This is a genomic window from Stenotrophomonas sp. ESTM1D_MKCIP4_1 (assembly GCF_003086895.1).
In the GTDB taxonomy this organism is placed as follows: domain Bacteria; phylum Pseudomonadota; class Gammaproteobacteria; order Xanthomonadales; family Xanthomonadaceae; genus Stenotrophomonas.
In genome coordinates, this window is sequence record NZ_CP026004.1 from 3,553,154 (window position 1) to 3,578,681 (window position 25,528).

The 25,528-nt window shown below is 66.6% G+C and carries 21 protein-coding genes and 1 riboswitch; of the genes, 5 read left to right on the forward strand and 16 right to left on the reverse strand.

Going from position 1 to position 25,528, the window contains the following annotated elements:
* Window positions 1-157 precede the first annotated feature (157 nt).
* A complete protein-coding gene (locus C1924_RS16230; RefSeq protein ID WP_108766223.1) occupies window positions 158-2,185 on the forward strand; it encodes a sodium-translocating pyrophosphatase in 2,028 nt (675 codons plus the stop codon).
* 173 nt (window positions 2,186-2,358) lie between these two features.
* Here C1924_RS16230 and C1924_RS16235 read toward each other — a convergent pair whose 3' ends face one another.
* The 5 genes from C1924_RS16235 to C1924_RS16255 are packed head-to-tail and all read right to left on the reverse strand — an operon-like array spanning window position 2,359 to window position 5,284.
* The gene (locus C1924_RS16235; RefSeq protein ID WP_108766224.1) at window positions 2,359-3,078 is read right to left on the reverse strand and encodes an energy transducer TonB; all 720 of its coding nucleotides are present in this window, start codon (window positions 3,076-3,078) and stop codon (window positions 2,359-2,361) included.
* Entirely contained in the window at window positions 3,075-3,500 is a 426-nt protein-coding gene (gene exbD / locus C1924_RS16240; protein WP_108766225.1) for a TonB system transport protein ExbD, read from the reverse strand. Before exbD ends, C1924_RS16235 begins: the two co-directional genes overlap by 4 nt.
* Window positions 3,501-4,229, reverse strand: coding sequence for a tonB-system energizer ExbB (exbB, locus tag C1924_RS16245; protein ID WP_254051158.1), 729 nt, complete (start codon window positions 4,227-4,229; stop codon window positions 3,501-3,503).
* Complete coding sequence (locus C1924_RS16250; RefSeq protein WP_108766227.1) at window positions 4,216-4,680, reverse strand: YbaN family protein; 465 nt, start codon at window positions 4,678-4,680, stop codon at window positions 4,216-4,218. The genes exbB and C1924_RS16250 overlap by 14 nt, the downstream gene beginning before the upstream one ends.
* 13 nt (window positions 4,681-4,693) lie before the next feature.
* Window positions 4,694-5,284: a biliverdin-producing heme oxygenase gene (locus C1924_RS16255; RefSeq protein WP_108766228.1), complete on the reverse strand. Its 591-nt coding sequence runs from the start codon at window positions 5,282-5,284 to the stop codon at window positions 4,694-4,696.
* A gap of 108 nt (window positions 5,285-5,392) precedes the next feature.
* Here C1924_RS16255 and C1924_RS16260 point away from each other — a divergent pair, with 108 nt between their 5' ends.
* Complete coding sequence (locus tag C1924_RS16260; protein ID WP_108766229.1) at window positions 5,393-5,650, forward strand: DUF2789 domain-containing protein; 258 nt, start codon at window positions 5,393-5,395, stop codon at window positions 5,648-5,650.
* Window positions 5,651-5,796: 146 nt separating this feature from the next.
* Here C1924_RS16260 and C1924_RS16265 read toward each other — a convergent pair whose 3' ends face one another.
* The 5 genes from C1924_RS16265 to C1924_RS16285 all read right to left on the reverse strand — a co-directional run bounded on the left by C1924_RS16265 (window position 5,797) and on the right by C1924_RS16285 (window position 11,484).
* Window positions 5,797-8,712: a TonB-dependent receptor gene (locus C1924_RS16265; RefSeq protein WP_108766230.1), complete on the reverse strand. Its 2,916-nt coding sequence runs from the start codon at window positions 8,710-8,712 to the stop codon at window positions 5,797-5,799.
* A 182-nt stretch (window positions 8,713-8,894) separates the two neighbouring features.
* On the reverse strand, window positions 8,895-9,866 hold the full coding sequence (locus C1924_RS16270; RefSeq protein WP_108766231.1) for a FecR domain-containing protein: 972 nt from the start codon (window positions 9,864-9,866) through the stop codon (window positions 8,895-8,897).
* Window positions 9,867-9,969: 103 nt separating this feature from the next.
* Window positions 9,970-10,470 (reverse strand): sigma-70 family RNA polymerase sigma factor, encoded by a 501-nt coding sequence (locus C1924_RS16275; protein ID WP_108766232.1) that lies wholly within the window; start codon window positions 10,468-10,470, stop codon window positions 9,970-9,972.
* Between the two features lie 82 nt (window positions 10,471-10,552).
* Window positions 10,553-11,032 carry a hypothetical protein gene (locus C1924_RS16280; protein ID WP_108766233.1) on the reverse strand — a complete coding sequence of 160 codons (480 nt, stop codon included), beginning with the start codon at window positions 11,030-11,032 and terminating at the stop codon, window positions 10,553-10,555.
* Entirely contained in the window at window positions 11,029-11,484 is a 456-nt protein-coding gene (locus C1924_RS16285; RefSeq protein WP_254051160.1) for a hypothetical protein, read from the reverse strand. Before C1924_RS16285 ends, C1924_RS16280 begins: the two co-directional genes overlap by 4 nt.
* A 219-nt stretch (window positions 11,485-11,703) precedes the next feature.
* On the opposite strand from C1924_RS16285, the gene ppa reads away from it, so the two are divergent.
* Window positions 11,704-12,240 carry an inorganic diphosphatase gene (gene ppa, locus C1924_RS16290; protein WP_005410935.1) on the forward strand — a complete coding sequence of 179 codons (537 nt, stop codon included), beginning with the start codon at window positions 11,704-11,706 and terminating at the stop codon, window positions 12,238-12,240.
* Between the two features lie 151 nt (window positions 12,241-12,391).
* On the forward strand, window positions 12,392-13,513 hold the full coding sequence (locus C1924_RS16295) for an HDOD domain-containing protein (protein WP_108766235.1): 1,122 nt from the start codon (window positions 12,392-12,394) through the stop codon (window positions 13,511-13,513).
* Between the two features lie 54 nt (window positions 13,514-13,567).
* Here the strand turns inward: C1924_RS16295 and C1924_RS16300 are convergent, their stop codons facing one another.
* The 6 genes from C1924_RS16300 to thiC all read right to left on the reverse strand — a co-directional run bounded on the left by C1924_RS16300 (window position 13,568) and on the right by thiC (window position 23,062).
* A complete protein-coding gene (locus C1924_RS16300; RefSeq protein WP_108767097.1) occupies window positions 13,568-13,777 on the reverse strand; it encodes a hypothetical protein in 210 nt (69 codons plus the stop codon).
* A gap of 209 nt (window positions 13,778-13,986) precedes the next feature.
* Entirely contained in the window at window positions 13,987-16,842 is a 2,856-nt protein-coding gene (locus C1924_RS16305; protein ID WP_108766236.1) for a TonB-dependent receptor, read from the reverse strand.
* A 49-nt stretch (window positions 16,843-16,891) separates the two neighbouring features.
* A complete protein-coding gene (locus C1924_RS16310; protein ID WP_108766237.1) occupies window positions 16,892-17,791 on the reverse strand; it encodes a helix-turn-helix transcriptional regulator in 900 nt (299 codons plus the stop codon).
* 124 nt (window positions 17,792-17,915) lie between these two features.
* Complete coding sequence (locus C1924_RS16315; protein ID WP_108766238.1) at window positions 17,916-20,219, reverse strand: winged helix-turn-helix domain-containing protein; 2,304 nt, start codon at window positions 20,217-20,219, stop codon at window positions 17,916-17,918.
* A gap of 258 nt (window positions 20,220-20,477) precedes the next feature.
* Complete coding sequence (locus C1924_RS16320; RefSeq protein ID WP_108767098.1) at window positions 20,478-21,149, reverse strand: ion channel; 672 nt, start codon at window positions 21,147-21,149, stop codon at window positions 20,478-20,480.
* A gap of 116 nt (window positions 21,150-21,265) precedes the next feature.
* Window positions 21,266-23,062, reverse strand: coding sequence for a phosphomethylpyrimidine synthase ThiC (gene thiC, locus C1924_RS16325; protein WP_108766239.1), 1,797 nt, complete (start codon window positions 23,060-23,062; stop codon window positions 21,266-21,268).
* 83 nt (window positions 23,063-23,145) lie between these two features.
* A riboswitch (TPP riboswitch) is annotated at window positions 23,146-23,247 on the reverse strand.
* Between the two features lie 266 nt (window positions 23,248-23,513).
* Here thiC and C1924_RS16330 point away from each other — a divergent pair.
* Window positions 23,514-25,091 carry a BCCT family transporter gene (locus tag C1924_RS16330; protein WP_108766240.1) on the forward strand — a complete coding sequence of 526 codons (1,578 nt, stop codon included), beginning with the start codon at window positions 23,514-23,516 and terminating at the stop codon, window positions 25,089-25,091.
* Window positions 25,092-25,528: the final 437 nt, after the last annotated feature.

Genomic DNA, 25,528 nt, shown 5'->3' on the forward strand with positions numbered 1-25,528 from the left:
ACGCATACTGCCGGCACCAGGGAATGCTGAACACCGCCATACGTCGGACGACCGCCTCGGTCGGTACGGGTTGGTTCCAGGCTGCAACCCGTTGTCCCCCTCGTGGTGAACGTTCATCGCCACTGGATGCTCACCATCCATTCTGCGGAGGGGTCTAATGCTGGAACGTCATGGGCTGTCATTGGCGCTGGGCTGCGCCATTCTCGCGATCCTGTTCGGAATCGTCTCGGCGCGCTGGATCCTGCGCCAACCCACCGGCAATGAACGCATGGTCGCCATTGCCACGGCGATCCAGGAAGGCGCACGCGCCTACCTCAACCGCCAATACCTGACCATCGGCGTGGCCGGCGTGGTGCTGTTCGTGCTGGTCGGCGTCTTCCTCAGCTGGTACACCGCCATCGGCTTTGCCGTCGGTGCGGTCCTGTCCGGCGCCGCCGGCTACATCGGCATGAATGTTTCAGTGCGGGCCAACGTGCGCACCGCCGAGGCCGCCCGCAACGGCATCAGCGCGGCAATGGACGTCGCGTTCCGTGGCGGCGCCATCACCGGCATGCTGGTGGTGGGCCTGGGCCTGCTGGGCGTGGCCGGCTATTACGCACTGCTGCTGCGCCTGGGCCTGCCGATGGAACAGGCGCTGCATGCCCTGGTCGGGCTGGCGTTCGGTTCTTCGCTCATTTCGATCTTCGCGCGCCTGGGTGGCGGCATCTTCACCAAGGGCGCCGACGTCGGCGCTGACCTGGTGGGCAAGGTGGAAGCCGGCATTCCCGAGGATGACCCGCGCAATCCGGCGGTGATCGCCGACAACGTGGGTGACAACGTTGGCGACTGCGCCGGCATGGCGGCCGATCTCTTCGAGACCTATGCCGTCACGGTCATCGCGACGATGCTGCTGGGCAGCCTGATGCTGAGCGAAGCCGGGGCCAATGCGGTGCTGTACCCGCTGGTGCTGGGCGGGGTGTCGATCATCGCCTCGATCATCGGCGCACTGTTCGTGAAGGTGAAGCCAGGCGGCTCGATCATGGGCGCGCTGTACAAGGGCGTGATCGTCTCCGGCGTGCTGGCTGCCATCGCGTTCTACCCCATCACCACCGGGCTGATGAACGACAACGTGCATGGCCCGATGGCACTGTACGGCTGCGCGTTGATCGGCCTGGTGCTGACCGGCCTGATCGTGTGGATCACCGAGTACTACACCGGCACCCAGTACAAGCCGGTGCAGCACGTGGCGCAGGCCTCGACCACCGGCCACGGCACAAACATCATCGCTGGCCTCGGCATCTCGATGAAGTCCACCGCCCTGCCCGTGGTGGCCGTCTGTGCGGCGATCTGGGGCGCCTACGCGCTGGCCGGCCTGTACGGCATCGCCATCGCAGCCACCGCCATGCTGTCCATGGCCGGCATGATCGTGGCGCTGGATGCCTACGGCCCGATCACCGACAACGCCGGCGGCATCGCCGAGATGGCCGAGCTGCCTTCGGACATCCGCGACATCACCGACCCGCTCGACGCGGTGGGCAACACCACCAAGGCGGTCACCAAAGGCTATGCCATCGGTTCGGCGGCGCTGGCCGCGCTGGTGCTGTTTGCCGACTACACCCACAACCTGCAGGCCGCCAATCCGGGCCAGGAATTCCGCTTCGACCTCAGCGACCACACGGTGATCATCGGCCTGCTGATCGGCGGACTGATTCCTTACCTGTTCGGCGCGATGGCGATGGAGGCCGTCGGTCGTGCAGCCGGTGCGGTGGTGGAGGAAGTGCGGCGCCAGTTCCGCGAGATCCCCGGCATCATGCAGGGCACCGGCAAGCCGCAGTACGACAAGGCGGTGGACATGCTGACCCGCTCGGCGATCCGCGAAATGATCGTGCCGTCGCTGCTGCCAGTGGCTGTACCGGTGGTGGTGGGCCTGCTGCTGGGGCCACGCGCGCTGGGCGGGCTGCTGATCGGCACCATCGTCACCGGCCTGTTCGTGGCCATTTCGATGACCACTGGTGGCGGCGCGTGGGACAACGCCAAGAAGTACATCGAAGATGGCCACTTCGGCGGCAAGGGCAGCGAGGCGCACAAGGCTGCGGTGACCGGCGATACCGTCGGTGATCCGTACAAGGACACCGCCGGCCCGGCGATCAATCCGCTCATCAAGATCATCAACATCGTGGCACTGCTGCTGGTGCCGCTGCTGTAGATCCACGCCATGCGTGGATGATCGACCGTCCCGTAGAGTCGATCTTGCTCGACTGCTTCTGGCCTGCACCGCACGAGCAGTCGAGCACGCTCGACTCTACGGTCTGGCGACCGCGTGCATCCTGCTGGGGTCAGAGCCCTTTCCTGCGGAAAGGGATCCGACCCCGCTGCCGGTCAGCGACCGCGCAGGTAGAACGCCACCGGCACCATCACCTCCACCGGGTCGCCGGCCACCTCGGCCGGCGGCGCCGGCACCGGGCTGGCGCGTTGCACGGTGTCCAGGGTTTCCTGGTCCAACAGCGCGAAGCCGCTGCTGCGCTCGATGCGAGCGGCCGATACGCGACCATCGCGGAACACGGCAAACCGCACGTAGGCTACGCCCTGCTGGCGCAGCCGTTCGGACTGGCGTGGATAGCGCCGGTGCTGCTGCAGATGGCCCAGCAACAGGCCCTGCCAGGTGGCGTTGGCGCGGCTGCGTTCGCCGGCGGTGGTCTGCGCTGCGGCATAACGCAGGGCGGCGTCAGCCGGAACCTCCGGCGGTGCCGTGGTGCGGTCGACGTTGACCTCGGCGCTGTCCTGCACAGTGTTGGCCGGAACCTGGGGCTTCGGCTGCAGATCGCCCTGCGGGCGCGGCGGCACCTTGGGCGCGGGCGGCTGCTCCGGCAGGGTCTCGCGACGCTGCTGCTCCTGCTGCAGCGGGCCGGTCGGCAGCGCGCGCGGCGGTGCCGGCGGTGCCTGCACAGTGGGCGCCAGTTCCAGCATCAGCGCCGCCGGCGGGGCCACGGCGGTCACCGGTACGGCGCGCGCATGCCACCACCACACGGCAGTGATCAGCAGCGCGTGTGCCAGCAGCACGATCGCCAGGCTGGTCGCCCAGCGCCGCAGGGTATTCATTGCGCGCCCTGTTCCAGCCCTAACAGGGCGACCTTCAGATAACCCGCCGCACGCAGTGCGTCCAGGGTGGCCATCAGTTCGCCGTAGGCCACGCGCTGGTCGGCACGCAGGTAGATGCGCTGCTCCGCATCACCGTGCGTGGCCGCCTTCACTGCGGCGCCCAGCCCGTCGCGCGACACCGGCTGCTCGCCCACACGCAATGACAGGTCGGCCTGCACGGTCACGTACACCGGCGCCTGTTCGCTGGGCGTGGCCTGTGCATTGCTGGCCGGCAGCTGCACCGGCACTGAAACGGTGGCCAGTGGCGCGGCCACCATGAAGATGATCAGCAGCACCAGCATCACGTCGATGAAAGGGGTGACATTGATCTCGTGCGCCTCTTCGGGCGCGTCATCGCGGTCGGAAGCGGTCCTGATCGCCATTCACTGCACCGCGCGCAACGTGCTGGCCGGCGCGCGCGCGGCCGCCCGGTCCAGATCACGTGAGACCAGCTGCTGCACCGCCGCCGAAAGATCACCCAGCAGACCGCGCAGGCCGGCCAGCACGCGGCTGAAATGGTTGTAGACCAGCACCGCCGGAATCGCTGCCACCAGACCCAGCGCGGTGGCCAGCAGCGCCTCGGCGATGCCAGGGGCGACCACGGCGAGGTTGGTGGTGTTGCTGTGAGCGATGCCGATGAAGCTGTTCATGATGCCCCACACGGTCCCGAACAGGCCCACGAACGGGGCCACTGCACCGATGCTGGCCAGCACGCCGATGCCGCGACGCTGCACGCGTGCGGTCTCCAGCTCCAGCCGGTCCAGGCGCGAGGCGACCCGTTCCTTGGTGCCCTCGCGACAGGCCAGATCCTGCGAAAGCCGGAGCTCGCTGCGCGCGGCATCCAGCATGGACGCGGCAATGCCTGCCGCCAACGCGGGTTCGGCATCAGCGCCCGGCAGGGTGGGCGCGGCCAGCAGGCGTGCACGTGCCGCCCGCAGCGCGCGCGCCTGCCGCGACAGCTCCCAGCCTTTGGCCAGCAGCACGGTCCAGGTGGCCAGCGATGCCGCAGCGAGCGCGATCATCACCGCTTTGACCACCACATCGGCAGCCAGGTACATGCCCCAGGGTGTCAGGGCGGGCGCGGCCAGGGGGGCCAGATCAGCAGGCAGCATCGTCGGAATGTCCATCAGCATCGGGGGGAGACGCACGGCGGCGCGCCGCGCGGGATTCGGCATCGTTCACGCCCACCAGCGGTGTGGGCTCGGACCGGGGTGCCGGGCGGCTCAGCACGTAACCCGCGCTGACCGCAAAGAACAGGCCGACGCCCAGCAGCAGGCGCCAGGAGGGGTGCGCGCCCCAGCAGAACAGGGCGAAGCCCACCGCCATGCCGGCGCTGGCAAACGCCTTGCCCTTGCGCGAGACCGCACCCTGCTCGCGCCACAGGCGCAGCGAGGGCCCATACCGCGGATGGGCCAGCAGGCGCTGCTCGAACTTCGGCGAACTGCGGGCGAAGCAGCCCACCGCCAGGATCAGGAAGATGGTGGTGGGCATCACCGGCAGCAGTGCGCCGATCACCCCGAGGCCGACCATCAACCAGCCCAGCACGAACCACAGCCAGCGCATCAGCCGAGGCCGCTCACGGGCCGAATTCCACTTCGACATGGCCATGCACGCTGCGGAACGCGGCATCGGCGGCATCGATCACCTGCTGTTCCTGCTCGGCCGTCAGCGGCACCGCATCCAGCGCAGCGGTGAACTCGCGCCAATGGCGTGCCGCGCCATCGGGGTGGGCGGCCAGGTGCCGCGCGCCGAAATCACGATCCAGGCCCAGTGCGGCGGCCATCTTGTAGAGCACGGTGCCGCCCAGGTTGGACCCTTCGGCCACGTACAGCCAGCCCAGCGCGGCCGGCAGCGGCAGGTCCGCCTGCAGCGGCGGCATATCCTGGCCTGGCAGGGTCTGTTCCAGATCCTGCAGGTCGCTGCGCACCTGGTTCAGGCGGCGGCGTTCGTGCAGGGCCGGCAGCAGTTCGTCCAGCGCGGGGCTGGCGTACAGCGCGTCGATGCTGCGGTGGAAACGGTACTGCACGCGCAGGAAGCGGGCGAAGTTGCCACGGTCGGCGAAGATGTCGCCGGCCATGATGCGCTTGTCGAGAGCGCCATGGCTGTCACGGGTAGCAGCCTTCAGGCGCACGCTGCGGCTGTCGTCGGGGGAAGTTGTCGCGGTCATCGGTGTGCCAGGGGGAAGCGTCGGTGATGAGACGTATCGCAAGGGGCTTCCCCCAAGGCGGCATGCGTCGATAATGCAGCTTACCTTTCTCCTGCCAGGCAGCTTCCAATGATCACCACCGAACCGAGCATGACCAACCTGTTCCTGCAGCTGGGCCTGGATGCCAGCGACGAGGGCATTGCCCAGTTCATCCGCGACCACCAGCTGGCCACCGAAGTGGAAGTGGCTGATGCGCCTTACTGGAGCGATGCGCAGCGCCAGTTCCTGGCCGAATCGCTGCAGGCCGATGCGGCCTGGACCACCGTGGTGGACGAGCTGAATGAAGCGCTGCACGAAGACGCAGTGAAGGCGGCGCGCGGGCTGTAAGCGCGGAATGGGGAACGCCGGGCATGGCCCGGCGTTCCCAGTAGATCCAAGCCAAGCGTGGATGAGCCGCCCGCTGGCGTTACCGGCCAGCGGCCGGCACTACCATTTTTTGGCCCGGTAGATCCACGCCATGCGTGGATGACCGGTCAGTACTTCCAGGTCAACGCCAGGCGCGCGGTGCGGCCCGGCGCCGGCATCACGCCCAGGGCCAGCGGGTCCAGGTAGTAGCGGTCGGTCAGATTGTCCACGTTGGCTTCCACCGACAACTGGTCGTTGAAGCTCCAGCTGGCAAACACATCCACCAGGGTGGTCGGGCGGTACAGCTGCTGGATGGCCGACAGGCCGACGTTCCATTCCTTGTCCAGCTTGCTGATCGGACCGGCGTTGCGGATCACGCGGGTGCCGAACGTCAGCCGCTCGTCGAACAGGCGCGAGCCCACGGTCAGGTTGACCATGTAGCGCGGCGGGTTCTGCGTGTTGGAGTACGAGCCCTCGAAGCCGCCGTCGACGCAGTCAGGCGTGTTGGCCAGCTCCTCGATCCGGCGCTGCACGCCATAGGCGCGACGCTCGGCGGCGATGTCCGGGGCGCAGGTCTTGGCCTTGAAGTAGTAGTGCGCTGACAGATCGGCAAACAGCTTGCCGCTGTCATAGCTTGACTGGAACTCCATGCCCGACACCTTGAACTGGTCGACGTTGCGGATCAGTCCGGCCGACAGCGTGCGGTAATCACGGGTGATCAGGTCGTCGATGCGGGTGTCGAAGTACGCAAGCTTCAGCGCCAGGCGGTCGCCGGCGACGAACAGATCGCGGTGGATCGTGCTGGCACCGAGTTCCCAGCTGCGGGCGCGTTCCGGCTTGAGTTCGGCCACCGGCTTGGCCGCAGTGAACAGGCCCAGGGTGGTCTCGAACAGGCTCGGCAGCTTGGTGCCTTCGGCATACTTCAGGTAGACCATGCTGTCTTCGCTGAAGTGGAAGGCCACGCTGGCCGTCGGCGAAAACGCGCTGTCGCGGCGGCGGATCGGTTTGGACCAGGTCCAGCTGACCGGCACCAGCAGATCTTCAGCGTCATCGGCGTCGTAGAAGTTCCAGCCGCCGATATCGGCCACGGTGCCCCGCTCGTAGGGCGATGCCAGCAGCGAGGCCTGGGTGAAATCACCGTTGGCATCCGGGTACCAGTTCAGCAGCGCGATGCGCTTGGCACGCCAGGACGGCAGGGTCGGGTCGCCGTTGAGCAGTTCGGTGTAGCGGTACTGGCCCTGCACGGCGTACTGGTCCGGAGTGGCCAGGCGATTGCGGTCGTGCACGTCCACGCGGTTCCAGCGGCCACCGGCCTGCACTTCCCAGTGCTCGTCGGGCTCCCACTTCAGCGACGCCACGGCGCTGTACTCCTTGCGCTCGGCGTTGCGCAGGAAGCGGTTGTTGACCAGATCGTCGTGCATGATCGGGCCGGAGCTGCCCGGAGCGATGTCTTCATCGCTGTAGGACAGGCCGTAATCCAGGGTGAAACGGCCGGCGTCGGTCTCGAAGAGCGAGGTGTTGCTGGCATCCAGGCCGAAGCGCTTCTGCCGCAGCGGGTTGCGGTAGGCGTCCTTGTAGCCGGGGTTGCCACTGAAGCTGGGCGCGTCGTACCACTCCGTGCGGCGGTCGTAGTACCACGGGGTGATGCCGGTCAGGTTGTTGTACATCACGCTGTCGGTATCGGTGTACCAGGCGTTGATGCGCAGGTCGACCTTGTCGCTGTCCGGGTTGAAGCGGTAGCGCGCGCTGTAGCTGTCCATGTCGACGTGGCCCGGATCCCACTGCGGCACGCGGTCACGGTCGACGCGGATGATCTGCGACGCCATGATCTCTCCGGCCGTGCCTTCATAGCGGCGGTAGCCCAGCTCCAGGGTCTGTACGTCGTCGATGCGCCAGGTCCCTTTGAGCAGCGCCGATTTCGACCGCGAGGACGTGTTGAACACTTCAGAATGCGGCGGGTTCAGCGGTGCCAGCGTGCGCCGGGTCTGCGGAAAATCGTCGTAGCCGTGCTTGCCTGCGAAGTAGTTCCCGTTGTCGCGGTACGCATAGGCGGCGACCAGGTCGAAGCGATCCCAGTGGCCAGCCGCAGCGACATTGAAGAACTGGCTGCCGGTGGCATCGCGGTCGGTGCGCGGTGCGGCGTCGTAGCCCGGCAGGTTGTTCGCGCTGCCGTTGGCCAGGCCGCCACGCACGCGCACGCCGACATCGCGCCCTTCGCGCAGGATGTCATCGACGTTGAGCGTTTCCATTTCCACCACGCCGCCGATGCCACCGGACGCGTTGGCCTGCAGGCTGGGGCCCTTGGTGATGGTCAGCCGGGAAATCAGGTCCGGATCCAGGTAGGTGCGCTGCGACTGGCCGGCGTAGCCACGGTAGGTATCCATGCTGGACTGGCCGCCGTCGATGATGACCGGCACGCGGCTCTGGCCCTGGATGCCGCGGATGTTGACGTCGAAACCGTTGCCCACGCGCGGGTCGCCGGCGGTGACACCGGCCACGCCCTTGACGATGTCACCGTTGGAGGTACCGCGGAAGCGTTCCAGCTGGGTGCGGTTGATCGTGGTGGTGGAGCCGACGCTGCGGTAGCTGTCCAGCAGGCGCGCTTCATCGCTGACCGCGCCGCCTTCGATGTGCTCGCCGGACACGCTGAGCGTGTCGGTGACGATGACGCCGTTGCCGGCCGCTGCCGGCGCGGCTTCCAGGGTGACCGCATCACTGCCGACGCGGCGCGCCACCAGGCCGCTGCCCTGCAGCAGGCGCGACAGCGCATCACTGGCCGACAGGGTGCCACTGACCGCCTGCGTGGTGACCCCGTTGCCGAGCGCGGCCGGATACGCCACCTGCACGCCGGACTGGCGCATGTAGGCGCGCAGCGCCGCTTCCAGCGGCTGGGCGGGAATGTCGAAGCGCAGCAGTGCGGCAGGCGCGGTCGTACCGGACTGGGCCAGTACGGACGGCGTGGTGCCGGCCAGGCCAGCGGCGAGCAGGGCGATGCACAGACGGGACGGGCGCGGTGCGCGGCCCGGACGACGGATGTCGGACATGGGAAACCTGTGAGGAGAACGGAGCCGCAGGTGCGGCGTCATCCGCGCTTGGCGCGGACACAACGACGTACGTGGCGGCGGCGGGTACGTTCGCTGGGTAGGACGAATGGGGCGGAAGAAACCCCAAGGCGGATTCACCGCTTGCGTGCGATGCGCGCGATCCATCCCCGCAGGGCGTGGAATTATTGGTGGACGATGGCCACGCCCAGCGGCAGGCGGGTCACGTGCAGGCCCGCCGTGGCGGCCAGGGCATCCAGCGCCTGGTCCGGCTGGTCGATGCGCAGCGCCGCGCTCACCGCCGGCAGGCGCGACAGATCGCCGCGGACGAAGGTTGCGCCGCGGCGATAGCGGCTGACCTCATGCACCGCATCGACCACAGCAATGCGATCGAGCAGCAGTTCGCCGTCGCGCCAGGCGCCGACACGATCGGCGGCCACGTCGGGCAGGCGGGTGACGCCGCTGTGCGCGCCGTACCTCGCACGCTGCCCCACCTGCAGGTAGGTCCAACCGCCGTCGATCGGATTGGCCACCCGCACGCGGCCCTGCCCCACCTCCGCTTCCACCGTGCTGCCCTGGCGGGCGACAGTGAATGCCGTGGAGATATCTTCGACCACGCCGTTGCCAGCGACCACGCTGAAACGTCGCTGCGCATCGGGGGTCACCTCGAACCAGGCCCGCCCCTGCAGCAGTTCGATACGCCGCGCCTGTGCATCGAAATGCACGGCAATGGCACTGTCGGCGTCGAGCACTGCACGGCTGCCATCAGGCAGCTGCACCGCCTGCACCAGGTGATTGCTGCGATGGTCGGCCTGCAGGCGCAGCCAGGCATCGGGGCCGGTGACCAGCAGCGCGAGGGCGGCCACCGCGGCGGCGGCCCAGCGCAGGCGCCGCTGGCGTGGACGGGCATGCGCACGCGTGGGCGAGCGAGGCGTCGTGGTGGCGGCGACCGCAGCCACGGGCGCGGCGCCGAGGCTGCGCCACAGGCGGCGTTCGTGCTCGAAGACGCGGCGGTGGCCGGGTTGTGCCAGCCACTGCTCGAAGGACTGCATCTGCGCATCGGTGTGCGCGCCGGAGGCCAGGAACACGATCCAGTTCCGGGCCTGTTCAGCCACGGGGTCATCGGCGCGGGCGCTGGGAGTGGAGTGCGGGCTCATCGGCTGGCAGTCGGGCGCGTTCAGGCGCGGGGAAAAGGGTTGAACCGCAGCGCGGCCCAGGTATCAAGACGTTCGTGGCGCGGCGGCCCCCAAGGGCGATTGATCATCGGCCCTCACGCGCCCAGGCCAACCGTGCAAGCGCGCTGCGCACGTGGTTTTCCACCGTGGTCACCGACACGCCCAACTGGCGCGCGATCTCGGCCTGGGTCAGGCCCTGCAGGCGGTTGAGGCGGAAGATGGTACGGGTCGGCTCGGGCAGGTGCCCGGCGGCGTCCAGCACACGCTGCAGTTCGTCCTGCGCCATCACCTGCGCCTCGGTGGACACCTCATCCTCCTCCTGCCACAGGTAGTGCTCGGCCAGCAGGCGGTTGCGGCGGGTCGATTCGCGGCCATGGTCGGTGGCCAGGTTGATGGCCAGGCGGTACAGGTACGCCCGCGGGTTGTCGATGCACTGCTGGTTGTCGACCCCGCGCGCCTTGAACCAGACCGCCTGGATGACATCCTCGGCGCCGCTGTCTCCCCCCAGGATGCGCTGCACCCGGCGCAGCAGCGCCGGCCGTTCGCGGATCAGCAGTTCGGTGAGGGTGGCGGCATTGGAGGGCATGCGCGGAACGGAGACGGACGGGAGCGGCGCGCATGCTACTCCGTAAATGCGAATCAGTCACGTTTAGGCCGCCCCAGCGCCTTCAGAGACACGAGGTCAGGCCGTCGTAGACGCTGGTCGAGGTGCCCGGCAATGGCACATCCAGCGCCTCCCGCGCGGGAGCGGCTTCCCAGGCCTGGAGCAGGGCCTGCAGCGGTGTCTGCGGGGCCAGCGGCAGCACGCAGGCATAGCTGCGCAGGTCGACATCGATGCTGCCATCAGCGCGTACCGAGGTGCTGCTGCCGACGAAGGTCCACGTGCAGGCGGCCACCCGACCAGTGGCCCGCTCGACCGAGCAGCGCAGGCGCATGGGCTGCAGGTTGTAGTACTCCCCTTCGCAGAAGGTATCGCCGCAGACATCATCGAAGCCGGCCACCAGCGCGCGCTCGACGTTGCGGAAACGCTCCCAGCCACTGGCCTGGTCTGGATGGAGACGGGCATCGACGTAACGGTCCGCGGCGACGGCGGGCAGGCTGGCCAGGCACAGCGGCAGGCCGATCACCAACGACAGGGCGCGCCTCATGGCTGCACCCCCGGGCCCTGCAGGCACTCGAACAGGCCGGAAAACAGGCTGCGACCGACCACCGGCAACGGCGCCACCAGGCCGCCGGGGGCGGCAAGCGACGCATGGAAGGCTTCCACCGGCACCCCGGGCCGCAGATCCACCGGGCAGACCCAGCGACCATCGGCCACCTGTATCACGCCGGTGTCGGCCTGCACGGCCAGTTCGCTGGCAGCCACCACCCACGCGCAGCGCTGCACGGTGCCGGCCTGCTCCCGTACGGCACAGCGGAACTGCATGACCCGATAGTTGCTGTAGTCGCCCTCGCACAGGGTATCGGCGCAGAGGGCGGAGAATTCGGCCGCCAGCGCAGCCTCCAGGTCGTAGGCACGGTCCCAGTTGGCTTCGGTCCGGGGGAAATCGATCAGGTCCACATGAGGGCCGGCCCACGCCGACGGGACCACGGAGAGCACGACGGCAAGACCACAACAGGGCATCCAGTGCATGGCGATGTTCCTTGGGAATGGGTCACCAGCCTGCGCCCGGCCACGCCCGGGCCCCATCGGAAAACCCCGCCCTGTTTCCTCCGCCAGCGTCCACGACGAAGGTCGGCCCCGCCCTACCCTGCACAGCGGACGGCAAAGGCATAAAATGATCCGCTATCCGTCTACATCCCCCACCTGGAGCACACCATGGGTCTGGAACTCGTCTCGCCCGGCAAGAACCCGCCGGAAGAAATCAACGTCATCATCGAGATCCCGAAGGACTCGGAGCCGGTCAAGTACGAAGTGGACAAGGAAACCGGCGCGATCTTCGTCGACCGCATCCTGTCGACCCCGATGCGCTACCCGTGCAACTACGGCTACGTGCCGAGCACCCTGTGTGGCGATGGCGACCCGGCCGACGTGCTGGTGGTGCTGCCCCTGCCGCTGGTTCCGGGTTCGGTGGTGCGCTGCCGTCCGGTGGGCGTGCTGAAGATGAGCGATGAGGCAGGCAGCGACGAGAAGATCCTGGCCGTGCCGGTCTCGAAGATCTTCAGCGGCTACGCCCACGTGGAAGACATCGCCCAGGTGTCCAGCCACTGGCTGGAGCGCATCGGCCACTTCTTCGAGCACTACAAGGACCTGGAAAAGGGCAAGTGGGTCAAGCTGGACGGTTGGGGTGGCGCGGCCGAGGCCAAGCAGATCCTGATCGAGGCGCACCAGCGCCACCTCGACAGCAAGGCCTGAGCCTGAACAGGATCGCTCCGGTGCAGCGCGCCGGAGCGATGCGGGTCACGTTTCGACACTGCGGGCCAGCACTGTTGGCGCCGTATTAGGTAAATTGCGTCACTTCACACGTCGTCGACGCGCACCGTCGAGACAGCCAGGGGAATGTGTCGTGCGTATTCTGCTAGTTGGGGATTCAGCCAGCCTGCCGGCTGAGCTGAGCGAATTCATTGCCGATCTTGGGGAAGAATGGCAACCGCTCACCGCCTTCGATGGCCATACCGCGATGTCGGCGGTGGCGGCCCAGAGCGTGGATGCGGTGATCGTCTGCCCGCAGCTGCCCGACCTCAATGCAACCACGTTGCTGGGTCAGATCCGCACGCTGCGGCCGGAAACCATCCGTATCGCGCTGGTCGATGCCCAGCAGGGCAACCGGCCGCCGCCGGCACGCCTGATCGGTGTGGCCCACCGCTTCCTGCCGCTGCCGCTGGCACCGGAAGTGCTGCTGGAAGCACTGACCAGCCTGGAAGAACTGCGCGACGTACTGGACAGCCCGCGCCTGCGCGACGCCATCGGCCGCATCGAGAAGCTGCCCTCGCCGCCGCACCTGTACCTGAGCCTGACCCAGGCGCTGGAACATGACGACGACACCGACAGTGCCGACGTGGCCAAGCTGGTGGCCGCCGATCCTGCAATCGCGGCCAAGGTGCTGCAGCTGTCCAATTCGGCGTTCTTCAGCCAGGGCCGCACCATTGCCGACCTGCGCACCGCGGTGACCCGCCTGGGACTGGCCACGCTGCGCGATCTGGTGCTGGCCAGCGAAGTCTTCTCCGCACCGACACTGTCCGGTGCCGAGCGCAATTCGCTGCAGCAGCGCGCGCTGATGGCCTCGCGCCTGGCCGCCCGCCTGTTGCCAGAATCCAGTGCCGAACTGGGCGCCACCGCGGCGCTGCTGGCCGATATCGGCCTGCTGCTGCCCGGCGTGCGCAACGAGCGCAGCGAACCGGCCCTGGCCGATGATCCGCGCCCCGGCCACGCCGAGGCCGGTGCCTACCTGCTGGGCCTGTGGGGCCTGCCGATGCCGATCATCGAAGCGGTGGCCTTCCACCTGCAGCCGCAGCGCGCGAACACGCGCAGCTTCTGGGTGACCGGTGCGGTGCATGTCGCCCTGGCGCTGGTCAACGGCGAACCGGTGGACGAGGACTACCTGCAGCGTGCCGGCGTGCTGAACAAGCTGCCGCAGTGGCGCGAGCATGCCAACAGCCTGATGGGGCTGGTACCGACCGAAGCCTGACCCAACCCGGTTGAACCGATGCGATGGCGCGCCCGTGGGCGCGCCATCTGCGCATCAGCGCTGCGGACAGGCGTCCAGCACGCAGTTGCGCCATTGCAGCTGGCACATCACCGCAGAGCCGCCTGCTGCGAGGCATTCCTGGCGAACCTGCTCGCAATAGCGTCCACCGGCACAGACGATGAGGTTCTGGGCTGATGTCGACCCGGCCAGCGTGGCGTAGATCAGCACCGCGGCAGACAGCTTGCGCAAGAGCGTGGCTTTCATATCCGTCTCCAAGCGTCCGTCATTGGACGACGGGACTGTGCTGGATGCGTCAATCGTAGTCCGTGATCGAATTCACCCTCTGCCCTGCGTCAGAGTTTCCCTACAGAGAATCCGGAAAACCGCCGGCATGGGTCGGCAGCAGCCACAAACAAAGAGGGCGGACCTTGCGGTCCGCCCTCCTGTACTGCGTGTTGCGACGCTTCGATGGATCAGAAGCGCTGGGTGTACTTCATGTACAGGAAGCGACCCACGTCGAAGCCACCGTAGTAGGCGAACGCCGAGTTCGGGGCCGAGTACATCAGCGGACCCTTGTGATCGAACACGTTGTTGGCGCCCAGGGCGATGGTGGCATCCCACGGAGCCTTCCAGCTGACCTGCAGGTCGTGGAAGGTGTTGGAGCCGGTCTTGCGCAGCGGATCAGCTTCGCCGTTGGCGTAGTGGTTCGGCGCGTTGCACCAGAACTCGCCGGTGTCGATGCAGCCTTCCTTCATGCCGGAGTAGTAGCGAGCGGTGTAGTTCACACCGAAATCGCCGTACTGCCAGTTGATGCCGACGTTGGAACGCACGCGGAACAGGCCGGCTTCGCCGACGCGACCGATCATGATGGTGTCGCCGTTGCTGTTCTCGCCTTCCTCGTCGTACTTGGCGGTGTAGCTCGTCGTCCAGTCGATGTTGAACTGACCGATGGCCAGTTCCGGCAGGCGGTACTTGATGCCCAGGTCGTAACCTTCGGTTTCCATCTTGCCGAGGTTGGCGGTGCCGTAGGTGATGGCGCTGACGTGGCCGTCATCGGCACGCACGACGTCGGCACAACGGGCCGAGTTGCCCAGCACGTAGCAGTCACGCAGGATGCGGTCGACGCTGTCCGCGATGATCATGTCGCTGATTTCGTACTTGTACCAATCCAGCGAGACGTCCAGGCCCTGCACCCACTGCGGGCTCCACACCAGACCGAAGGTGGTGCTCTTGGAGGTTTCCGGCTTCAGGTTCGGGTTGGCACCGGAGATGAACTGGTCACCCGACTGGCACGGCAGGGTCGAGCAGACCTTGCCACCCTGGCCGACCTGGGTGTAGCCCACCGGCACGCCGGCCGAGTTGCACGCGGCATTGCCGTTGACCGAGCCCGGGGCGGTGACACCGCACGGATCGATGTACGACTCGAAGCTCGAGCTCAGGCCACCGTACAGGTCGCTGATGGTCGGCGCACGGAAGCCTTCTGCGTAGGTACCGCGGACCAGCAGGCCCTCGATCGGACGCCAGGTCAGGCCGAACTTGCTGTTGGTGGTGCCACCGAAGTTGCTGTAGTCCGAGTAACGGCTGGCAACGTTCAGGGTCAGTTCCTTGGCGAAGGCCACGTCGGCCAGCAGCGGCACGTTCAGTTCGAGGTAGACCTCGTTCAGATCGTACTCACCACGGGTCGGCTTCTGGCCCAGGCCGGTGGACTGGCCCGACTGCGCGAAGGCGTCCGGCACGTAGCTGCCTTCTTCCTTGCGGTGTTCGACGCCCATGGCGAAGCCCAGGTCGCCGGCCGGCAGGGTCACGATGGAACCGGCCAGGTTGGCGGTGAAGCTGGTGGTCTTGGTGACACCACGGGTGGTGAAGGTCGGGAACAGGAAGTCCTGCAGGTCCTTGTCAGCCAGCGAACCCTGGCCGTCCACGCCGTACGGCAGCAGCGGGTTCCACGGGCGGCAGTCACCCAGCGCGATCGGGCTGGCAGCGGTACCGCACTGTGCCACGCCATCAGCGTTGATGAACGACGGGCCCAGCGCCTGCTTGGCAGCGATCAGGCTCATGTCACCGCGGTTGGTCTTGATCGACTCGTTGCGGTTCCACAGAGCGCCGACGTCCCAGTCAAAGGTCTTGCCGGCGAAGTCGAAGTAGCCGCTGACGGTCGGCGCGAAGCGCAGGGTCTTCAGCTGGCTGTCGGTGGTACGCGGCACTTCCCACAGGCGACGGCGGAAGCTGACTTCCTGGCCGACCGGGTTGAAGGCGCTGGCAGCCGACAGCGGGGTGTTGATGTTGCTGGCAGCGGACTGGTACGGGTAGCCGGCAATCTGCTGGAACGTCTGGCGCTCGTTGTAGAGCAGGTCAGTGTTCAGGCTGATCGAGTCGGTGAAGTCGTAGGTGCCGTTGATGTAGACGGACTTGCGCTTGACGCCGGTCAGCAGGCTCATCTGCTGGTTGGAGTTGGCGTATTCGTCTTCGGTCAGTTCATGGTAATCCGCCGCATTGGTCGGATCGCCACCCTGGTTCAGGGTCTGCCAGACAGCGTCCTTGCCTGCACAGTTGTACAGGGTCGGGTTGCACCAGCTGCCGTTCTGGCTGATCGGGCTCCAGTCGGCCGAGGTCGAGTTCGGACCCAGCGAGCCGTCACGGCTGTACCAGCGGTCCTTGGCCCACACCGGGTCCTGCTTGTTGTACTCGGCCGACAGGGTCAGGCTGCCGCGCTCGCCGCGGGCACCGAGGGTCATCGAGTAGGTTTCGGTGTCACCGTCGCCGTTGCCGTACTGGCCGACGTAGACGTTGGCTTCGCCACCGTCGAAGTTCTTGCGGGTGATCACGTTCACGACGCCGGCGATGGCATCCGAACCGTAGATCGAGGACGCGCCGTCCTTCAGGATCTCGATGCGCTCAACGGCCGACATCGGGATCTGGCTCAGGTCCTGCAGGCCCGAGGTGGTGGCGCCCAGGCGCTTGCCGTTCATCAGCACCAGGGTGCGCTCGGCGCCCAGGTTGCGGATGTCGACGTAGTAGCCGCCGACGTTCTCGCCCGAAGCCAGCGACTCCGAACGCGAGATGGCCGGGGAGCCGGCCGAGGTGAGGTTGTTCAGCACGTCAGCGACGCTCGAGAAGCCCTGCTTTTCCAGGCTTTCACGGGTCATCGTCAGGATCGGCTGCTGCGTCTCCATGTTGGCGCCGCGGATGCGCGAACCGGTGACCGAAATACGATCGAGGTCGGTGGTGCCAGAAGCCGCTTCCTGGGCGGAAGCAAACGCAGGCGTCAGCGCCAGCGCAATGCCGGCCGGCAGCAGGCCGAGACGCACTGCGGGATTACGGAAGTTCATCAATCTCTCCAAGGTACGTGTTAGCAGCGTGTTAAAACACCCCAGCACGTTACGATTGCGTTGCAGCGCTGTATTTGCGCGACACACCCGGAGACTTTGCCGATTGTGGCGGAAGCTTCGCGCCGTTTTCACGAAAACGCGAAGCGGAGGTGCCGTAGCGTGCGCGGAATGCGCGGGCGAAGCTGCAGCAGTTGTCGAAACCGCTGGCGGCGGCCACTTCACCCACCATCATGTCGGTATCGCGCAGCAGATCGGCGGCGCGCTCCAGGCGCAGGCGCGCGGACAGCGACTGCGGGCTTTCTTCGTACAGGCTCTGGAAGGTCTTGGAGAGGTACCAGCTGGAGAAGTTGGTCAGCTCGGCCAGTTCACCGATACGCACCACGCGGTGGCTGTTGCCTTCCAGGTACAGGCGGGCGCGCTGCATGCGGCCGAACACCTGGCGCTTGCGGCTGCGTGAGCGGCCGGGGCAGCGCTGCACGTTGTCCGCCAGGGTGCGCTGCAGGCCGGCCAGGTGCAGGAGCAACGGGCGCAGCGCGGGTGCGGGCAGGCCATTGGCCAGTGCATCACGCCACAGGCGCAGGCCGACGCGGGCGTCACCGCGGCTCATCTGCCCACGGCCCGCATAGAGGCCGCAGTCGGCCATCTCGGCCAGCACGCGCAGCGCCTCGGCATTCAGGTTCAGTCCCACGCACAGGCCGTTGCGACCGGCCTGCACCAGCGGGCGCGATTCCTTCTCAAACGCGATCCATTCGCCCTGGCGCAGACGGAAGCGACCTTCCTTCGCTTCCACCCAGGACGTGCCCCGCACCTGCATCCACACCGTGAAGCTGGTGCCGGAGGTCTGCAGGCTGCCGAGGCGTGCGACGCCCAGGCAGGTCGGCGCGACATCATCGATGGCCTTGTCGAGGGACACGGTTTGGCCGCGATCGGCCAGAGAGAGTTGACGCATGGAGGCACCACGGATTTGCCAAGTACAGGCCACCGTTTTGCCCAATCAGGTGCTTCCGCGTCAGGAAAGTCTGACGAGATCGCCACGAATTCGCGACGAGATCACCACGAAAAACTTACGAAGATCAATTCTCTTTGAAAATCATGAACTTGCTGAAGGCCGGAAACAGCGGCGGCGGCGCCTTCGGCAGGCGCATGACGCCGATGTCCGCGCCGTCGCTGACCGCCAGGGCCAGGTACAGCTCGTTGCCATCTGCGCTGGCGCTCAGACCGTTGCCTGCGCTGAGCCGCTGCGCGTCAAGGCAGCGGTCCGGTTCGTCGTGCCCGTCACGCATGCGTACCAGCGTGGTGGCGCAGTCGTTGCGGGTGCCCAGGTAATCGATGCCGCCCTGCCCTGCCACAGTCCAGGTGCGGTAGCGCCACCGGCTGGGCCGGTCCTGGCTGATCTGCTGGATGCTGGCCGGGTCCAGGGTCGGGCCGATGGACCACAGCCCACTGGCAGCCAGGCGGGTGAACACCACCCGCCCCCCACTACGATCCACACGGGCCTGCGACACGCCTTCCAGGCTGCCCAGGCGACGCCACGGCTGGCTGCTGCGATCAAACAGGGTCAAGCGGGTGTGTTGGTCGGCGTCGCGTTCAAGCACCAGCAGCTGGTTGGGGCTTGCGCCATACAGCACCTGCAGGGGCTGCTCGACCGGCACGGGCAGCAGTTGCAGCCGCTCGTCGCGCGGGGCGATTTCGTAGACCACGGCCTTGCCGTGTTCATCGCGGCCCACCACCAGCACCTGGCGGCTGTCCTCGGACCAGTCGGGAGCCTGCCGGGCTTCCGGCCGCAGTCCCTCGATCGGCCGCAGCGAATCAGGCCGCCGCAGGTCGGCCCACCACAGCGCGAAGCTGCCCGAGCGGTCGGAACTGAAGACCATCTGGTGGCCATCGGGGGCGAGCATCGGCTGCCCGTCGCGCCCACTGGACGCAAACAGGCGTTCACTGCCGCCGCTCGCGGGCATCCTGAACACGCCGAACTGGGCACGCCGATGGACGAAGGCGAGCATGTCGCCGCGCCGCGACACCGCGGGCCACTGCGCATCATCCAGGCCGGCATCACGCAGGGTACGCCGTGCCACATCCAGGTAGTAAAGGCGCGCCTCGCTGTCGACGCGGCGGCCGAACACGATGCTGCGACCATCACCGAGCCAGGCCCAGCCACGCAGCTCAGCCGACTCATTGGTCAGCTGCTCCGGCGTGCCACCGGCAGCCGGCACGCGCCAAAGATCGCCCAGTTGCGGGTTGCGCACGAACACCAGCCAGCGGCCATCGGGCGAGTAGCGCGGCGCGTAGTCGAAGTCGTCCTCGTCCACCGCGTAGTCGAGCGCCCGCCACTGCCCGGTAGGCAGGTCAAGCACGCGGATGCCGCGATGGGCGTACCGCCCGACCATGCTGCCGAACACCAGACCGCGGCCATCGGGGGTCCAGTCGAAACTGAGCAGTTCGGTGCCATCGCAGCGGGTCGCCTGACGCAGCGCACCGCCGGTGGCGCTGGCGATCAGCACCTGGCAGCTGCCGCCGGCACCGAAGCGCGCAAAGGCGATTTCGCGCCCATCCGGTGACCAGCTGGGGAACCGGTCGTTGGCGCCTTCCGGGGGCGACAGCAGCTGGCGCGCCGGCGCATTGCCCGAGGTCTGCACCCTGATCGCACTGCCGCCCTTGCCGTCGTCGTTGGCGCCTTCATAGGCGACCTGTGAACCATCCGGCGACAACGTGGGATAGGTCTCGAATCCGGCCGTTGCGGTGATCAGGCGATACGGGCGTTCGGGGCTGCCGATCACGCGCGTGCCATCTTCCACCGCGGCATCCACCGGCGAGCTTGGCGGCGCGGGACGACGCGCCAGCAGCACGGCCATCACCAGCAGCGCCAGCAGCATCGCCACGCCCAGTGCAAGCAGCAGGCGGCGACGCCAATAGCGCCAGCGGCGACGTGCCGGCGAAGGTGCTGCCGGTGAGGGCGGCGCCACTGATTCGTCGATCACGACGGCCGGCAACGGCGCGCTTTCCTCGGCGCTGACGGTGACGGCATCGCTGAGCACCTGCACCGGAACCAGCAATCGATAGCCGGTCTTGGCGATGGTTTCGATGTAGGTCTGGCTGTTGTCCTGATCGTTGCTGAACGCCTTGCGCAGCTGCGTCACGGCCTGGGTCAGCACATCGTTGGTGGGCAACGTATCGGGCCACACCTCGGCGAACAGCTCTTCGCGGGTGACCACGCGCCCGGGTTGGCGCAGCAGCACGCGAAGCACGCCCAATGCCTTCGGCGTCAGCCGACGCGGACGACGCGCACCCACGACCTCGACCTCACGGGAGGACAACGTCACGGTGCAATCGCCGATCCGTATGCGGTCGGCTTCAGGCGGCTGGGTTTCGCTGGTCATCTACTGCTACAGGTCTGAAACGGGCCACGGAAACAACTGCCGATCGACACACATCTGTCCGAGGCACAGCGAGAAGCCAGATTCCGCAAAAAGCATCGGCGCATACCGCAAAAAAAACGAAGCGGGCGAATATTAGCCTATGCAGGTTACCTCGCCTACGCGTGGTCGACATCAGGCTCTCTCTCGCCGACGCATTCACATAAGCAGCAACATCATTCGCGCCCGCTTGGGCGCGAAATTTTTAGCTGGGGTTCATTTTCAGATACGCCGGATCATGGTCAATCCGACCAGCCGCGACACCACCAGCGCAACGTACATAACGCCTGAAAACTGCTCCAGCATGACCAATGCGCGAGCCTGCGGATGCAGTGGTACGACATCGCTGAGCCCTACTCCTGACAGCAAGCTGAAGCTCAGATAAAGCAGTTCCATCCACGTGCGCTGAGGGCCCGCTTCGCTGCCCTGGAAACTGCCTGGATACCACTGCTGGCACACGGCGAACGCGAATGCGAATCCCCACGCAAGCAATGTGAACGTTGCCCCAACCGCAAACAGTTCATCGCGCGTGACTTTATGGTCCTGCAGCATGTAGGCAATCAACGCGCCGGCCGTATAGAAATACAGAAGACTTTCCAGCAGCTGCGCGGTGGTGCCCAGCGCCGGCCGCTCCAGCAGCGCGGCGGCGATGGAAAAAACGACCGACGGAATGGCAAGCACCAACGCCAGCCATGTGCCCAGCGGGCTGCGCTGCACCACCCAGAGTGCAAGCCCCAGCACCGCCATGCCGAACACGCCCAGCGCGGCGCGACCGCCCGCCGTGTCGTCCAGCGCCGGGTACAACAGCACGGCGATCAACTGCGCCCCCAGCAGCCAGGCGGAAGGATGACGGCGGGCGATGGCCAGCCAGCGGGTGGTGATGGCAACGGGCATGGTGTCCTTCCCCTGGGTGATGGGCGCGAGCATAGCCGGTGCTGCATCCACGTGCGGTCGTGCCGGCCACTGGCCGGCAACGTCATGCACGGCAGGGAGCAGGAAAGTGCCTGGTGCTACCGCTGCCACCCCGCCTCGGCGTAATCGCGCACGTCCTGGGTGATCTTCATCGAGCAGAAGTGCGGGCCGCACATCGAGCAGAAATGCGCCTGCTTGTGTGCATCCTTCGGCAGCGTCTGATCATGGAACGCCTTGGCCTTTTCCGGATCGAGGCCAAGATGGAACTGGTCTTCCCAGCGGAACTCGAAACGCGCCTTGCTCAGTGCGTTGTCGCGCACCTGCGCACCGGGATGGCCCTTGGCCAGGTCCGCCGCGTGCGCGGCAATGCGATAGGCCATGATGCCGTCGCGCACATCCTCGCGGTTGGGCAGGCCCAGGTGTTCCTTCGGGGTGACGTAGCAGAGCATCGCCGTGCCATACCAGCCGATCATCGCCGCACCGATGGCGCTGGTGATGTGGTCATAGCCCGGCGCAATGTCGGTGGTCAGCGGCCCCAGCGTGTAGAACGGCGCTTCACCGCATTCGCGCAGCTGCTTGTCCATGTTTTCCTTGATCAGCTGCATCGGCACATGGCCGGGCCCTTCGATCATGGTCTGCACATCGTGCTTCCACGCGATCTTCGTCAGCTCACCCAACGTTTCCAGTTCACCGAACTGCGCCGCGTCGTTGGCATCGGCGATGCACCCCGGGCGCAGACCGTCACCAAGCGAGAAGGTCACGTCGTAGGCCTTCATGATTTCGCAGATCTCCTCGAAATGCGTGTACAGGAAGTTCTCCTGCCGGTGCGCCAGGCACCACTTGGCCATGATCGACCCGCCACGACTGACGATGCCGGTCACGCGCTGCGCGGTGAGCGGCACGTAGCGCAGCAGCACACCGGCGTGAATGGTGAAGTAGTCCACGCCCTGCTCGGCCTGTTCGATCAGCGTGTCGCGGAAGATGTCCCAGGTGAGCGCTTCCGCGCGACCGTCGACCTTTTCCAGTGCCTGGTAGAGCGGCACGGTACCGATCGCCACCGGGGAATTGCGGATGATCCACTCGCGCGTTTCATGGATGTGCTTGCCGGTGGACAGATCCATCACCGTGTCGCCGCCCCAGCGGATCGCCCACACCAGCTTCTCCACCTCTTCGGCGATGCCCGAGGACAACGCGCTGTTGCCGATATTGGCGTTGATCTTGGTGAGGAAGTTGCGGCCGATGATCATCGGCTCGCTTTCCGGGTGGTTGATGTTGTTGGGCAGCACCGCGCGCCCGCGTGCGATTTCATCGCGCACGAACTCCGGGGTGATGATCTTCTGGATGGCGGCACCGAAGGACTGCCCCGGATGCTGCTGCAGCAGCGCCGCATCCTGGATCGCTTCCAGGCGCTGGTTCTCGCGGATGGCGACGAATTCCATTTCCGGCGTGATGATGCCGCGCCGTGCGTAATGCATCTGGGTGACGTTCGCACCGGCACGTGCACGTCGCGGCAGGCTGCGCGCCGGGAAGCGCACGGCATCAAGCTTCGCATCCTGCTCACGGCTGCGGCCGAAGGCAGAACTCAAGCGATCGAGCTGCTCGGTATCGGCACGCTCTTCCACCCAGGCGCGACGCAGCGCCGGCAGGCCTGCGGAGAGATCGATGCGGGCATCGGGATCGCTGTAGGGGCCGGACGTGTCATAGACCGTGACCGGCGCGTTCTCTTCGCCACCAAACAGTGCCGGCGTGCGCGTCAGCGCGATTTCGCGCATCGGCACGCGCAGGTCCGGCCGTGAACCCGGCACATGGATCTTGCGCGAACCGGGAATGGGCCGGGTCACCGACGTGGAGAGTTGCTGGGCCTGCTGCTGCAGGTTGGAAGGCTGTGCGTTCATCGGGCATCGTCCAGGAAGGTCAGGGACGAAGCGGCGGCGCACTGCGCACCGCGCCCGGACGGTCCTTGGGCGGACTCCGGGCACGGCAGCACTGCAAAGCTTCCCTACGCCGGTATGAACCGGATCAGGTTCCAAGGGACTATCTCAACCGCGGCCACCAGGCCGCGGTACCCCCGCTTCTTGGCGCGCATTAGAGCACAGTGCGGTGATCCGGGGTCAGAGCCCGTTGCAGAGCAACGGGGTCCGACCCCTGCCATTCCAGAGATCCGGGGTCAGATCCCGTTGCCACGCAACGGGCTCTGACCCCGTCTCGTTAACGGAACGATGACATCGCGTTCAGTAACGTGCAGAGGCACCGTGTCGTTACGTCCGGTTCCTTCTGCCGCCCGTGCGGCCCTCGCTGCAAGCTCTGGCTCGCTCCCCTCAATCCCTTGATCGGAGAAGCTCCTTCATGGTGTTTCGCATTTCCATCGCGCTGGTGCTGGTACTGGTGCTGCTGGCCGGCTTCGCGCCAGGCCCCTTCAACAGCGTGGTGCAGTCGGTGCTGGCCGATGTCATCCGCAGCGTCGGCTGGCTCTATCTGCTGGTCGTGTTCCTCGCACTGACCTTCCTGATGTACCTGGCCTTCGGCCGCTTCGGCAACCTGCGCATCGGCGGCGAAGATGCCGAGCCGGAGTTCTCGCGTGCCAGCTGGATGTCGATGCTGTTCGCAGCGGGCATGGGCATCGGCCTGGTGTTCTGGGGCGCAGCCGAACCCATCTCGCATTTCAGCAAGCCCCCTGAAGGCCTGGAGCCGCAGAGCATGGATGCCGCGCGCGCGTCGATGCGCTATGCATTCTTCCACTGGGGCCTGCACCCGTGGGCCATCTATGCACTGATCGGTCTGGCCATGGCATGGTTCCAGTTCAACCGCAATGGCCGCGGCCTGGTCAGTGACATGCTGCAACCGATCATCGGCCGCCACCATCGCGGCTGGATCGGCAAGACGGTCAACGTCGCCGCCGTGGTGGCTACTGCCATCGGTGTGGCCACCACGCTGGGCTTCGGCACCATCCAGATCGCCGCCGGCGTCGAGCGCGTCTTCGGCCTGCAGGCAACCGTTGCGGTGCAGATGACCATCATCGCGGTGGCGTTCGTGCTGTACATGGCCTCCACCGCCAGCGGCGTGGAACGCGGGGTGAAGTGGCTGTCCAACTTCAATCTGGCCCTGGCTGCACTGCTGGCGGCGATCCTGCTGGTGCTGGGGCCGACGGGCTTCATCTTCGATACGTTCACGACCACGCTGGGTTCCTACCTGAACCAGCTGGTGACCATGAGCCTGCGCATGTCGCCGTTCTCGGGCAGCACGTGGGTGGCCGACTGGACGATCTTCTACTGGGCCTGGTGGATTTCCTGGGCGCCGTTCGTGGGTTCGTTCATCGCGCGCATCTCGCGTGGCCGCAGCGTTCGCGAGTTCGTGGTGGGCGTGGTGCTTGCGCCGACGCTGCTGGGCTTCTTCTGGTTCTCCGTGTTCGGCGGCACTGCATTGTGGTCGCAGATCTTCGGTCATGCCGATCTGGTGCAGGCGCTGGGCAACGGGTATGAAACGGTGCTGTTCACCTTGTTCGACAGCATGCCGCTGCCCCTGCTGCTGTCATGCGTCGCGCTGGTACTGCTGATGATTTTCTTTGTGACCTCGGCGGATTCGGCCGTGCTGGTGCTGGCCAGCATGTCCACCGACGAGGCGGGCGATCCGCCCCTGAAGCGCAAGCTGGCGTGGGGTATCGCCGTTGCGCTGATCGCAGCGGCGTTGTTGCTGGCAGGCGGCCTGGATGCGCTGCAGGGCATGATCACGATCGCGGCACTGCCGTTCGCGCTGCTGATGGTGCTGGTGATGGTGTCGCTGTACCGGGTACTGGACCAGGAGTACACGCGGGAGCGACGGCAGGCGCAGCGCCAGCGGCACATGATCGATGCGTGGATCGCACGCGAGATGGCGGCGCAGGAAGTGACCCAGGCGGAGGCCGCACGCGCGCAGGATCAGGATTGAGGGTGTTTTGCAGCCTGCGGCTGCACCGCTTTTTCAAGCAAGTGCAACGGTCAAATTCAAAAGCGGCTCTGGGTTGCTGCTGGTTGGGCGGGGCCGTGTGGGTGGGCAGGACACGCCGTAAACCCGTCCATGGGGGCTCGTAGGCGCCATCCATGGCGCCTGCGGTCCTGTCCCCCACACCGCCCCACCCCCGACAGTTTCCCGGTGACGGTTGGTTCTCCACGCCATGCGTGGATGAGGTGTATCGGAAAACGAGAAGGGGTCGGATCCGTTTTCCTGCGGAAAACGGATCCGACCCCATCCATAGCGCACGGCTGTGCTGTTGCTGTTGCCTTTGCTCTTGCTCTTCTTTTTTCTTTTCCTGCGGTGGCGGCCACGGAAACTGTCCGTGGCCGGGCGGGTGGGTTGGGCGGGGGTGTCAGCCGCATGGATGCGGC